A 13020-nucleotide genomic window follows, 5' to 3' on the forward strand; every position below is an offset into this window, starting at 1 on the left:
TTCGCTTAGACTGGGTCGGTTCGCGGCAGCCCAGCAGGCCAGCCCCGCCTTTTACCTACCGATTGACGCCACGATGTTTTCCATTTTTTCCTGCCCGTGGGATGCCGCATGCGCCATGCCGTAGCCCGGTTGCGCGCAGCACAGCTGGTGGGCAGTGATCCGTCCTTCGTTTCCCGGAATTCGCGTGCGCCGCGTTGCCCCGGTTGCCGGGTGATCTTCAGCCACTGCCTGTGTGCCTTGCGGCCGCAGGTGTCCACCCGCTCGGGCATGTGCCTGCTGATGAGCGGAACCGAGCCGCTCAAGCCCACCAACACCGGGTGGCTGATAGCCGACGTGGTGCCGGACACGGCCGCCTTTGGCTGGGCGCGCACGGTGGTGGACCCGGCCTTGCCGGCGCTTTTGGCCGATCCGCAATGGGACCCCTATGTGGTCTTTCCGGGTGAGTATGCGGCGCCACAGCGCGTGGTCTCCGAGGTGGCGGTGCATCCCGGGAAGCGGCCGCTGTTTGTGTTGCTGGACGGCACCTGGTCGGAGGCCCGCAAGATGTTTCGAAAAAGCCCCTATCTGGACTCCCTGCCGGTGCTCAGCCTGCAGCCCGAACAGCTCTCGCGTTACCGTCTGCGCCGTTCCACGCGCGATGAACATCTGTGCACTTCGGAGGTCGCCGCCCTGTGCCTGGCCCTGGCGGGCGAGCAGCATGCCGCCGCCACGCTGGAGGCCTACCTGGACGTATTCACCAACCACTACCTGAATGCCAAGCGGGCAGTGCCACCGGATTGGGACGACGCCGCGCACCAGCGCCTGCGTGACCTGGCCGCGGCCTCTGAGCAACCGGGCCCTGCGGGCTAAAGCCCCCGCTGCCAGGCGGGACGCAGCGGGGCGGACTGCGGGGCGTCGATGGCCTGGCGCACCTCGCGCAGCAGCCGTTCCTTTTCGGCACCCAGGTTGCCCTTGAGTGCCAGCCAGTTGGACGCGTGGTCGCTGCGGAACACGGTGCGCCGGAGTTCCAGGGCCTGCAGGAGCTGTTCGGTTTCGCAGAACAGTCCATGCGGGTCCAGCGGCTCCCACTCGGGAAAGGCTTGGCGGAACCGTTCTTCGCCCTGCGGGAAGCTGACCACCAGGGTAGCCAGGAACTCGGGCTGGGTCAGGTTGGCGAGCCGGGCGGAGTGGGCGGCGTGTTCCCGCGACAGCACCCGCCCGCCCAGGCCGTTGAGCAGCATGACGGAGCGGCTGATGCCGGCTGCGCTCAGTTTCTCCAGCGCTTCGCGGGTGGATTCGAAGGTTTCCCCTTTGTTGACCTTCTGCAGAACCTGGTCATCGCCCGACTCGGCGCCTATGTAGGCCAGCGTCAACCCCGTCTGGCGCAACTCCGTCAATTCCTGGACCGTCTTGCTGCGCACGTTGCGCGGCAGGCAGTAGCTGGAAATGCGTCGCACGGCGGGCAGCTGCGCCTTGATCGCGGTCAGCAGGGTCATGAGCCGCCGCGTGGACAGCGCCATGGCGTCGCCATCCCCCAGAAAGACCCGCTGGACCTGGCTGCCGTAGAGCGCGCCGCTGCGGGTGATGGCATCCAGCATTTCCTGCTCGTCGCGCACGGCGAACTTCTTCTGTGGCGCGGTGTACATCTCGCAATAGGTGCACCGGTTCCAGGAGCAGCCGTTGGTGACCGGCAGGATCAGTGACTGGGCCTCGCTGGGCGGGCGAAACACGGGAGCGATGTAACGGATCGGGAATTCTTGTGGCACGTCGTGGGACCTTCGGGTGGGTGCAGGCTAGCGCAATGGTAATGTGGGAGGCAAAGATATCATTGCCCCCCATGAGCTTGTTCACATCACTCCATTACCTGGTGGCGCTGCATCAGCACAAGCATTTCGGGCGTGCGGCAGAGGCCTGCCATATCACGCAGCCGGCCTTGTCTAATGCGATTCGCGCGCTGGAGGTGGAGTTCGGAACGGCTATCGTCAAGCGGGGCCGCGCCTTTGAGAGCTTTACGCCCGAAGGCGAGCAGATCTTTGTCACCGCCCAGCGGGTGCTGCATGAGCAGGAGTTGCTGCGGCAGGCGCTCAAAAGCGCCGCGGACAAGCCGGTGGGCACGCTGGCGCTGGGGGCCGTGCCCTCGGTGATGCCCATTGCCGCCCGGTTTGTGGGCCTGCTGCAGGGGCGCCATCCGGGCATTTCCCTTTCCCTGCGGTCCATGAGTTCGCCGGAGATCGATGCGGGCCTGGAGAACCTTTCGCTGGACCTGGCGCTGGGGTATACCGACCGGCTGAAGTTCCGTGGGGCAAAGGTCGCGACCATCGCCCAGTACACCGAGCGGTATTTCCTGTTGCGCCGTGCCGCCGAACCGGGCCCGTCGGGCCTGCGCATTGTGGAGCAGGCCATGACTTGGGAGGCCGCGGCGCAATTGCCGCTGAGCCTGCTGACGCCCGAAATGCACAACCGCAGCATCGTGGACGGCGCGTTCCGGGAGGCCAAGGCAAGCCCTAGGGCGGTGATTGAAACCAACTCCATCCTGGCTCTGGGCCTGAGTGTTGTCGTGGGCGAGGTCTGCAGCATCCTGCCCGGCGCGCTGGTGGGCGCCTTGCGCGGGTATCCGGAACTGGAAGCCGTTCCTCTGGTCGGACCCGAGGTGCTCACGCCCATCGGGTTCATGTTCCCCGCGTCGGATCGCCCCTCGCACACCTTGCGTGCGGCCCTGGAAATGGCGGCCGATGCCGACTGGCAGCGCCACGTCCGCTCCCATACCGGGTTGCTGCAGCCCTAGGGTGCCACCCGCCCCGTGGCTGCCGCGGGTTTGAATGGGGCAGGGTTTGTACCTAAATTCAGATCCTGTATCGGGCCATGTGCAGAATAAATTTGCTTGCGAGAGGCGTCTCCGTGACACTGCCGCCAGCTCGCAACAAGTGGGCATTAATTACTAAGGAGACAGCATGTCAGCAGTACTGGATGGGACGTCCGCGTTCCCGAAGGATCGATTAGGGGTGCTCGACAAGGAGCACATCGTTGCGGGCCCCGGGTTCAACCGTTGGCTGGTTCCCCCCGCGGCACTGGCCATCCATCTGTGCATCGGCATGGCCTACGGCTTCTCGGTGTTCTGGCTGCCGCTGTCCAAGGCGCTGGGGATCAAGGAATCCATCAAGTGCGGCCCGGAGGTGGGCTTCTTCCAGGAGTTGTTCACCACCTCCTGCGACTGGAAAATTTCCACCCTGGGCTGGATGTTCACGCTGTTCTTTGTGCTGCTCGGCTCTTCCGCCTCGATCTGGGGCGGCTGGCTGGAGCGCGTGGGTCCCCGCAAGGTGGGCGTTGTGTCGGCCTTGTGCTGGTGCGGCGGCATGCTGATCTCCGCCTTGGGCGTCTACCTCCACCAGTTCTGGCTGATGGTGCTGGGTTCGGGGGTGATCGGTGGTATCGGGCTGGGGCTGGGATACATCTCACCCGTGTCCACGCTGATCAAATGGTTCCCGGACCGTCGCGGCATGGCGACTGGCATGGCCATCATGGGCTTCGGTGGCGGCGCCATGATTGGCTCGCCGCTGGCCTCGGACCTGATGAAGTACTTTGCCACCCCGACCAGCGTGGGCGTGACACAGACCTTTCTGGTGATGGCCCTGGTGTACTTCGTGTTCATGATGGCGGGCGCCTTCGGCTACCGCATCCCGGAGACCGGCTGGAAGCCGGCCGGCTGGACACCGAAGCCAGCCCAGGTCAGCAACGCCATGATCACGCAGAACCATGTGCATGTGAGCAAGGTCTGGGGCATCCCGCAGTTCTGGCTGATCTGGATGGTCCTGTGCATGAATGTGAGCGCTGGTATTGGCGTCATCGGCATGGCCTCGCCCATGCTGCAGGAGGTGTTTGGTGGTTCCCTGATCGGTGTGGCCAAGAAGTTTGGCGAGCTGGACAAGACCGAACTGGCGGCCATTGCCGGTGTGGCCGCGGGCTTTACCGCGCTGCTGAGCCTGTTCAACATCGGGGGGCGTTTTTTCTGGGCCACCATTTCCGACAAGCTCGGCCGCAAGCTCACCTATGTGGTGTTCTTCCTGCTGGGCGGTGTTCTGTACTTCAGCATTCCGGGCAGCGCCGCAGCGGGTTCCAAGGTGCTGTTTGTCGCCGCATTCTGCGTGATCCTGAGCATGTACGGGGGCAGTTTTTCCACCGTTCCGGCCTACCTGGCCGATATTTTCGGAACGCAGATGGTGGGTGCCATTCACGGCCGGTTGCTGACGGCCTGGGCCACGGCGGGCATCGTGGGCCCCGTGGTGGTGAACTACATGCGGGAATACCAACTGGGCCTGGGGCTGCCGCGTGAGCAGGTCTACAACCAGACCATGTACATCCTGGTGGGCATGCTGGTGGTCGGCCTGATCTGCAATCTGCTGGTGCGCCCCTTGAACCCCAAGTGGTTCATGACGCCAGAGGAACTGGAGACCGAGAAGCGCCTGGCTCACGAAAAGGTCAAGGCTTCCGAAGTGCAAGGTGATGGCAGTCATGTGCACGACGCACCCAGCAGCCCGGTGTTCCTGGTGCTGGCCTGGGCCGCAGTGGGTATTCCGCTGGCCTGGGGCGTGTACCGAACCTCCCTGACCGTCGCCAAGTTCTTCTGACAACGGGCTGCTGCGGTTGCCCGGCCGGTGCCGGGCAACGTAGGGCCCCTTTCCTTCCAGACAAGAGAATATGCCGACAGATACAACCGACCAGACCATCCAGAATGTGGTGGAGGCCCAGAAGCACCTGCCCGGGGCGCTGCTTCCCATTCTTCATGGCATCCAGGACGCCCTGGGTTACATACCGGAGCAGGCGGTCGGCACCATCGCCCAGGCGCTCAACCTGTCGCGGGCAGAGGTGCATGGGGTGGTCACTTTCTACCACCACTTCCGGACCGAACCGCAGGGGCACAACGTGGTGCAGATCTGCCGCGCCGAGGCGTGCCAGTCCATGGGCGCGGAGCGTTTGTGGGCACACGCCTGCACCCAGCTGGGTGTTGATCCGGAACAGGCGTCGCATGGCGCCACCACCGAGGACGGCTCCGTCACCCTGAAGCCGGTGTATTGCCTGGGCCTGTGTGCCACGTCCCCGGCCTTGGCGCTGAACGAGAAGGTGCATGCCCGGGTGGATGCCGACACATTCGATCGCCTAGTGGGCACCGCAAGGAGCGCGGCATGAGCATCAAGGTTTTTGTTCCGTGCGACTCCGCAGCACTGGCACTGGGGGCGAACGATGTGGCGCAAACCATGGTCCGGGAAGCGCACCAGCGCGGCGTGGATATTGAGTTGGTGCGCAATGGCTCGCGGGGCATGTTCTGGCTGGAACCCCTGGTTGAGGTCGTGACCGATGCAGGCCGCATCGCCTACGGGCCGGTGACGCCGCAGGTCGTGGCCAGTCTTTTCGATGCGGGGTTCCAGACCGGTGCCGCCCACGCCTTGCGCCTGGGGCCGACGGAGGACATCGCCTACTTGCGCCAGCAGGAGCGTCTGACCTTTGCCCGCATGGGGGTCATTGACCCCCTGTCGCTGAACGATTTTGAAGCCCATGGCGGTTTTGCCGGCCTGCGCCGTGCGCTGGAGCTGCCTGCGGCCGACGTGGTGCAACAGGTGCTGGACGCCGGCTTGCGGGGGCGGGGTGGTGCGGCGTTTCCGGCCGGCATCAAATGGAAGACCGTGGCGGCCGCGCAGGCCACACAGAAATATGTGGTCTGCAATGCCGATGAAGGCGACTCCGGTACCTATTCAGACCGCATGACCCTGGAGGGTGACCCTTTCATGCTGGTGGAGGGGATGACCATTGCGGCACTGGCCACGGGCGCGACGCAGGGCTATGTCTACATCCGCTCCGAGTACCCGCATGCGGTGGCCACACTGCAGAAGGCCATTGCAATCGCCACGACCGCGGGGTATCTGGGATCGGACATTCTGGGTTCAGGGCACAGCTTCCAGCTGGAAGTGCGCAAGGCGGCGGGCGCCTATGTCTGCGGTGAAGAAACCGCCATGCTGGAGAGCATGGAAGGCAAGCGCGGCGTGGTTCGCGCCAAGCCGCCCATTCCCGCGTTGCAGGGGCTGTTTGGCCAGCCCACGGTCATCAACAACGTGATTACCTTTGCCTCGGTACCCATCATCCTGGCACGCGGCGCCGCCTTCTACAAAAATTACGGTGTGGGACGCTCGCACGGCACCTTGCCCATCCAGCTGGCGGGCAACGTCAAGTACGGCGGGCTGGTGGAGAAGGCCTTTGGCGTCACGCTGCGCCAGCTCCTGTTCGACTTTGGCGGAGGCAGCGCTTCGGGCCGCCCCATCAAGGCGGTGCAGGTGGGCGGGCCGCTGGGGGCCTACGTGCCCGAGGCGCATTGGGACGTTCCCCTGGACTACGAAGCCTATGCGGCCATTGGTGCGACCGTGGGGCACGGCGGCATCGTGGTGCATGACGACACGGCGGACCTGTCGCAGCTGGCCCGTTATGCGATGGATTTTTGCGCCATCGAATCGTGCGGCAAGTGCACGCCGTGCCGCATTGGCTCGACCCGTGGTGTCGAGGTCATAGACCGCATCACCCGGGGCGAAAACCCGCTCCCGCAGGTCAAGCTGCTGCGTGATCTCTGCGACACCATGCTGCACGGCTCCCTGTGCGCGTTGGGGGGCATGACGCCCAACCCCGTGCTGTCGGCGCTGAACCACTATCCGCAGGATTTCGGACTGGCTGCGCCATCGACCGAAAGCGCCTGAGAAATCTTCCGCAGGAGAAACCCATGCTTGAGCATCTCAAGGAAACCGACTTTGGTACACCGCGTCGTGAGTCAACGCAGGAAATTACACTGGAAATCGATGGCGAGAGCGTGACCGTTCCCGCGGGCACCTCGCTGATGCGGGCCGCAGTGGATGCGGGCATCCAGGTGCCCAAGCTGTGTGCAACGGACAGCCTGGAGCCGTTTGGGTCCTGCCGCTTGTGCCTGGTTGAAATTGAAGGCCGCAAGGGCTTCCCGGCCTCGTGCACCACGCCGGCGGAAGCCGGCATGAAGGTGAGAACCCAGACGCCCAAGCTGCAAGACCTGCGCAAAGGCGTGATGGAACTGTACATTTCTGACCACCCGCTGGACTGCCTGACCTGTTCGGCCAATGGCAATTGCGAGTTGCAGGACATGGCCGGCGTGACCGGCTTGCGCGAGGTACGGTATGGCGTGGGCGGCCAGTACGGTGGCGCGCACCACCTGGACTGCCACAAGGACGAGTCCAACCCCTATTTCACCTACGACGCATCCAAATGCATTGTGTGCAACCGCTGTGTGCGGGCGTGTGAGGAGACCCAGGGGACGTTTGCCCTCACGATCAGTGGTCGGGGCTTTGGCTCACGCGTGTCGCCGGGGCAGGACCAGCCCTTCATGGATTCCGAATGCGTGAGCTGCGGCGCTTGCGTGGAGGCCTGCCCCACGGCGACCCTGCAGGAGAAGACGGTCATCATGCTGGGCCAGCCCGAGCACAGTAAGATCACCACCTGCGCCTACTGCGGTGTGGGGTGCGCCTTCAAGGCCGAGATGAAAGGCAATGAAGTGGTGCGCATGGTGCCATGGAAGGACGGCAAAGCCAATGAAGGCCATGCGTGCATCAAGGGCCGGTTTGCTTGGGGCTATGCCACCCACAAGGACCGCATGACCCAGCCGATGATCCGCAAGCACATCGACGATCCGTGGCAGGAAGTGAGCTGGGATGAGGCCATCCATTACGCTGCCAGCGAGTTCCGGCGCATCCAGGCCAAATACGGCAAGGATTCGGTGGGTGGCATCACATCCTCGCGCTGCACGAATGAGGAAACCTATCTGGTCCAGAAGCTGGTGCGTGCCGCGTTTGGCAACAACAACGTGGACACCTGTGCCCGTGTCTGCCATTCGCCTACGGGCTACGGTCTGGGGCAGACCTATGGCACCTCGGCCGGCACCCAGACCTTCAAGTCGGTGGAGAAGTCCGATGTGATCCTGGTCATGGGCGCCAACCCATCGGCTGCGCATCCGGTGTTCGCATCGCGCATGAAGAGGCGTCTGCGGGAGGGCGCGCGCCTGATCGTGATCGACCCGCGCCAGATCGAATTGGTGGACGCCCCCCACATCCAGGCGGACTACCACCTGCAACTCAAGCCCGGGACCAATGTGGCGGTCATCACGGCGCTGGCCCACGTGGTGGTGACGGAAGGGCTCCTGGACCAGGACTACATTGACGCCCGCTGCGACGAGAAGTCTTTCCGCGAATGGCGTGAGTTCGTGGCGCGCCCGGAAAATGCGCCGGAAGCCGTGGCGCTGGTCACTGGCGTGCCGGCCGACACCGTTCGCGCTGCCGCACGCTTGTACGCCACGGGCGGCAATGCCGCCATTTACTATGGCCTGGGAGTGACGGAACATGCCCAAGGCTCCACCGCCGTCATCGGCATTGCCAACCTGGCCATGGCGACGGGGAATGTGGGGCGCGAAGGGGTGGGCGTCAACCCGTTGCGGGGCCAGAACAATGTGCAGGGTTCGTGCGACATGGGATCGTTCCCGCACGAGCTGCCGGGCTATCGCCATATTTCAGACACCACCGTGCGCTCGCAGTTCGAGGCCGCCTGGGGTGTAACGCTGGACCCTGAGCCGGGTCTGCGCATCCCCAACATGTTCGACGCTGCACAGGCGGGCACCTTCATGGGCCTGTACTGCGAAGGGGAAGACATTGTCCAGTCAGACCCCAACACCCAGCACGTGACCGCCTCCCTGCGTGCGATGGAATGCATCGTGGTGCAGGACATTTTCCTGAACGAAACAGCGAAGTACGCCCACGTTTTCTTGCCCGGATCTTCGTTCCTGGAGAAAGACGGAACCTTCACCAATGCCGAGCGGCGGATTTCCCGCGTCCGCAAGGTCATGCCGCCCAAGGCCGGCCTGGCGGACTGGGAGGTGACCGTCAAGCTGGCCAATGCCCTGGGCTACCCCATGCACTACGCCCATCCGCGGGACATCATGGCGGAGATCGCGCGGCTGACACCGACCTTCCAGGGTGTGACCTATGAAAAGATAGAGAAACATGGTAGCGTGCAGTGGCCTTGCAACGAGAGCACAGGCGAGTTGGGAACCGAGATCATGCACGTCGACCATTTTGTGCGCGGCAAGGGCCGCTTCATCATCACGCAATACGTGGCCACGGATGAGAAGGTGACACGCAAGTTCCCCCTGATCCTCACCACGGGGCGCATCCTGTCGCAGTACAACGTGGGTGCGCAGACCCGGCGCACGGAGAACACGCAATGGCACAGCGAAGACCGACTGGAAATCCACCCGCACGATGCCGAGGAACGGGGCATCCGGCAGGATGATTGGGTGGGCATTGAAAGCCGCGCCGGCCAGACCGTGCTGCGTGCCGAGGTAACCGAGCGCGTGCAACCGGGCGTTGTCTACACCACCTTCCATTTTCCGGAGTCGGGTGCCAATGTGATCACGACCGACAACTCCGACTGGGCCACCAACTGCCCGGAATACAAGGTGACGGCCGTGCAGGTGAAGCCGGTTGCGCAGCCGTCGGAGTGGCAGCAAACCTATGCACGGTTCAATGCGGAGCAGTTGGCGCTGCTGGACGCTGCGCATCCGTCGTCCCAGGGTGCCGCCTTGGCTGCGCGCTGATTGACGGCCATGGACATGTCCGACGTGCCCCAGCCTGCTGCGCAGGTTTATCGCGCGCTACCGGTTCGCGAGGTGCGTTCCGGTCACTGGCGCGAGGTGCAGGATTGCGTGGCGGAAGAGGTCCCAGTGGCCCTTGAATTCAATGGCGTTGCCCACGCCGTGATGATGGCCACACCGGACGACCTGGAGGACTTTGCCTGCGGCTTTTCGGTGACCGAGGGGATCGTGGACACGGCTTCGCAGATCTACGATTGCGAGTGCACGTCTTCGGAGCGCGGCTACACCGTGCATCTCACCATCGCTGCGTCCTGCTTCCATCGCCTGAAGGAAATGCGGCGCAACCTCACGGGGCGCACGGGGTGCGGCCTGTGCGGGACCGAAAGCCTGGCGCATGCCGTGCGCGGTCCGCTTGCCTTGACCGGGGGGGGCAGGTTTGATGCCCGATCCGTGGCCAGGGCCGTCGCCGGCCTGCGCACGCGACAACTTCTGCTGGCAGTAACGGGAGCCACGCACGCGGCGGCCTGGTGCACGGCCGATGGGCAGATTGCGCTGCTCCGCGAAGACGTGGGGCGGCACAATGCGCTGGACAAGCTGGCGGGGGCCTTGGTCCGGTCCCGTGGCCTGCCCGGCGAAGGGTTTGTGGTCATCACCAGCCGTGCGAGTTACGAGATGGTGCAGAAAACCGCCTCGGTGGGAGTTTCTCTGCTGGTGGCGGTATCGGGTGTTACCGCGCTGGCGGTTGAAGTTGCCCAGGATGCGGGGCTGACCCTGGTCGGATTCGCCCGTGGCGACGATGGGTCCATTTACAGCCACCCCGAACGTTTGAAACTGGACGCGCAATGACTTATGACGACAATTTGATCCGCATGGCCAACCAGATCGGCATCTTTTTCGAGAGCATGCCTGATCGCCAGGAGGCGTTGGATGGTGTTGCCATGCACCTCAAGAAATTCTGGGATCCGCGCATGCGCCGGGCTCTGCTGCAGCAAGTGGACCGTACGGACGCCAACGGCATTCGGGACATTGTGCTGGCGGCGGTTCGTGCGCACCGGGCGCAAATCGAATAGACGTTCTGGCTGGCTGAATGCGCCGCTCTGGGCGGCCAAGGCGTCCTGGGACGACATGCGTCTGTCTCGCGTGGCTTCTGCTGGGGGTGTGTGCCGCATACAATGGACGGGTAAGCGCTTGTGCTAACCTGATCACCACGCAACGAAATTGAGCAAGGCACCGTCGCGGACCTGGTTTTCCTCCAGTCTGCAACCCACTTCGCGGAGTCGCTGATATGGACCTCCAGTTTGATGATGCGTTGAACCGGCTACAGACGAGCTACCAGCTTCTCTTTGAGCGCAACCCCCTGCCCATGCTGGTCTACGACGTGGACACGCTGCGTCTGCTCGCCGCCAATCAGGCTGCAGTGGCCTGCTACGGCCACAGCGCGGAGGCGTTCGCGGAGCTGCACCTGTCGGATCTCCATCACCAGGACGACTGGCCGCAGGTGCAGGTGCATCTGCAACTTCCTGCGGATGAGCGCGCAGCGCAGCGCTTGTGGCGCCACCAGCACCGTGACGGCAATCTGATTGATGTTGAAATCGATACCGAAGACGTGGATCTGGATGGCACCCGGGCGCGTATTGTGCTGGTGCGTGATGTGACACAGCGCCGCCTGCTCGAACAGGAGGCCCGTACCGAGCACGAAATGCTGTCGGCGGTAGTGAATGCGTCGCACGATGCCATCATCAGCACCGATGTCCAGGGGTGCATACGTACATTCAGTCCCGGTGCCGAGCGCATGTTTGGCGTTGGTCGTGCAGACATGGAAGGCCGGAGTGTGGACCTGCTGCTGCCCGAGCGTTTCCGGGCCGCGCACGCGCAGCACCGGCGCCACTTTGCGGAGGCGAAGTCTCCCTCGCGGATGATGGGGCTGCGACTGGTCAAGGGACTGCGCGCCGACGGGCAGGAGATGGATCTGGAAGGCACGATCACGCAGGTCAACATCGGAGATGCGCAACTGCTCATCACCACCTTGCGGGATGTCACTGCCGATATGCGGGCCGAAGTGGAGCGACAGGAGTCTCGCTCGCAACTCTCCGAATTGGCCAACAAGTTGATGACGCAGGAGAAGGAGCTCGTCAAGCGCATCGCCCAGGCCATGCATGACCAGTTGGGGCAAACCGTGGCAGCCATGCGGATGGTTCACGAGACCATCGCGGTATTGCAGAAGGACCAAGTGTCACCGCAGATCGCCCGGCTTGACCAGCAGCTTAGTGCCCTGATCCAGCAGGCCAATCGGCAGGTTCGGCAGGTCCTGATTGAGCTGCATCCGCCGTTGCTGGATGAACATGGTTTGGCAGCGGCGCTGGACAACGAACTGCGCAACCGCGCACTGACGCACATGGGCATGCACATTGCCCTGGAGGTAGAGCCTAACGTCGCCGCCATGCGTTGGCCCAGTGCAGTGGAATACACCGCGTTCATGATCGCCCGGGAAGCGGTCGAAAATGCGTTGCGCCACGCCGATGCCACCTCTGTGGCCGTCCAGTTGTTGGGCGGGCCGTTGTCGCTGGAGTTGGTGGTGCGCGATAACGGTGTGGGGCTTTCGTCGGGAGGCAAGCCGCGTGCGGGGCACCTGGGCATTGCGGGTATGGTGGAACGGGCCCGGTCGGTGGGTGCGTCGGTCGAGGTGGGCCCCGCTGACGGGGGCGGCACACGCGTGTGTCTGCGCTGGAAGCCCTCGCCATGACCCAGGTTTATCTGGTCGACGACCACCAGATCATGCGGGAAGGGCTGCGGGCCTTGCTGCAGGCGTGGGGACATACGATCGTGGGCGAGTCGGCCGACCCTACCCAGGCGCTGGCTGATATCCAGCGTCTGAAACCCGAGATTCTGCTGCTGGACCTCAACCTGGAGGGGCGCTCGGGTTTTGAGCTGCTGGCGGAAATGCAGCGCCGCCATGTGGCGACACGCTGCATTGTGCTGACGATGTCGGCCCAACCGCGCAACGTGGCGGAGGCGTTGCGCATGGGAGCGCTCGGGTATGTGCTGAAGGGTTCGGCGGGAAGTGAGCTGGCCAAGGCGATTGAGGCCGCCGTTCAGGGCAAACGCCACCTGGGTGCCGATGTGGCCGATCTTGCCGTGCAGTCTTTTACCCACCACGAGGACGCAGATCCCCTGGCGACGTTGTCGCCGCGTGAGCGGCAAATCATTGAAATGGTGGTTCGGGGGCGATCCAGTGCTGAAATCGGCACGGAACTCCATCTCTCGCCCAAAACGGTTGCCACCTACCGCAGCCGCCTGATGGCCAAGTTGGGCGTGGGGGACGTACCCGGGCTGGTGCGGCTGGCCATCCGCTGCAAACTGGTCGACGACGGAACGCTCTGACCGGTGCGCAGGCG

The 13020-nt window shown here is 64.0% G+C and carries 11 protein-coding genes; 10 read left to right on the forward strand and 1 reads right to left on the reverse strand.

Features of this window, described 5'->3' with window-relative positions; genetic code table 11:
- Nucleotides 1-108 precede the first annotated feature (108 nt).
- Nucleotides 109-849, forward strand: coding sequence for a tRNA-uridine aminocarboxypropyltransferase (locus AC1Q5W_RS13600; protein WP_492645144.1), 741 nt, complete (start codon nt 109-111; stop codon nt 847-849).
- Here AC1Q5W_RS13600 and AC1Q5W_RS13605 read toward each other — a convergent pair.
- A complete protein-coding gene (locus tag AC1Q5W_RS13605) occupies nt 846-1745 on the reverse strand; it encodes a radical SAM protein (RefSeq protein ID WP_492645145.1) in 900 nt (299 codons plus the stop codon). The two genes, AC1Q5W_RS13600 and AC1Q5W_RS13605, sit on opposite strands and share 4 nt — an antisense overlap.
- Before the next feature lie 71 nt (nt 1746-1816).
- Here AC1Q5W_RS13605 and AC1Q5W_RS13610 point away from each other — a divergent pair, with 71 nt between their 5' ends.
- From AC1Q5W_RS13610 to AC1Q5W_RS13650, 9 genes are all read left to right on the forward strand, one after another.
- A complete protein-coding gene (locus AC1Q5W_RS13610) occupies nt 1817-2764 on the forward strand; it encodes a LysR substrate-binding domain-containing protein (protein ID WP_492645146.1) in 948 nt (315 codons plus the stop codon).
- Between the two features lie 166 nt (nt 2765-2930).
- Nucleotides 2931-4604, forward strand: a complete 1674-nt coding sequence (locus AC1Q5W_RS13615) for an OFA family MFS transporter (protein ID WP_492645147.1) — start codon at nt 2931-2933, stop codon at nt 4602-4604.
- Between the two features lie 70 nt (nt 4605-4674).
- Nucleotides 4675-5163, forward strand: coding sequence for a formate dehydrogenase subunit gamma (locus AC1Q5W_RS13620; protein WP_492645148.1), 489 nt, complete (start codon nt 4675-4677; stop codon nt 5161-5163).
- Nucleotides 5160-6716 (forward strand): formate dehydrogenase beta subunit, encoded by a 1557-nt coding sequence (locus tag AC1Q5W_RS13625; RefSeq protein ID WP_492645149.1) that lies wholly within the window; start codon nt 5160-5162, stop codon nt 6714-6716. The genes AC1Q5W_RS13620 and AC1Q5W_RS13625 overlap by 4 nt, the downstream gene beginning before the upstream one ends.
- Before the next feature lie 23 nt (nt 6717-6739).
- The gene (fdhF, locus tag AC1Q5W_RS13630) at nt 6740-9628 is read left to right on the forward strand and encodes a formate dehydrogenase subunit alpha (RefSeq protein WP_492645150.1); all 2889 of its coding nucleotides are present in this window, start codon (nt 6740-6742) and stop codon (nt 9626-9628) included.
- A gap of 9 nt (nt 9629-9637) precedes the next feature.
- On the forward strand, nt 9638-10471 hold the full coding sequence (fdhD, locus tag AC1Q5W_RS13635) for a formate dehydrogenase accessory sulfurtransferase FdhD (RefSeq protein WP_492645151.1): 834 nt from the start codon (nt 9638-9640) through the stop codon (nt 10469-10471).
- Nucleotides 10468-10695, forward strand: coding sequence for a formate dehydrogenase subunit delta (locus tag AC1Q5W_RS13640; protein ID WP_492645152.1), 228 nt, complete (start codon nt 10468-10470; stop codon nt 10693-10695). The genes fdhD and AC1Q5W_RS13640 overlap by 4 nt, the downstream gene beginning before the upstream one ends.
- A 215-nt stretch (nt 10696-10910) precedes the next feature.
- Nucleotides 10911-12368 (forward strand): PAS domain-containing sensor histidine kinase, encoded by a 1458-nt coding sequence (locus AC1Q5W_RS13645; protein ID WP_492645153.1) that lies wholly within the window; start codon nt 10911-10913, stop codon nt 12366-12368.
- A complete protein-coding gene (locus AC1Q5W_RS13650; RefSeq protein WP_492645154.1) occupies nt 12365-13006 on the forward strand; it encodes a response regulator in 642 nt (213 codons plus the stop codon). The genes AC1Q5W_RS13645 and AC1Q5W_RS13650 overlap by 4 nt, the downstream gene beginning before the upstream one ends.
- The last annotated feature ends 14 nt before the right edge of the window (nt 13007-13020 follow it).

The sequence above is a fragment of the Rhodoferax sp. MLSD5-FHT05B10 genome (assembly GCF_058793415.1).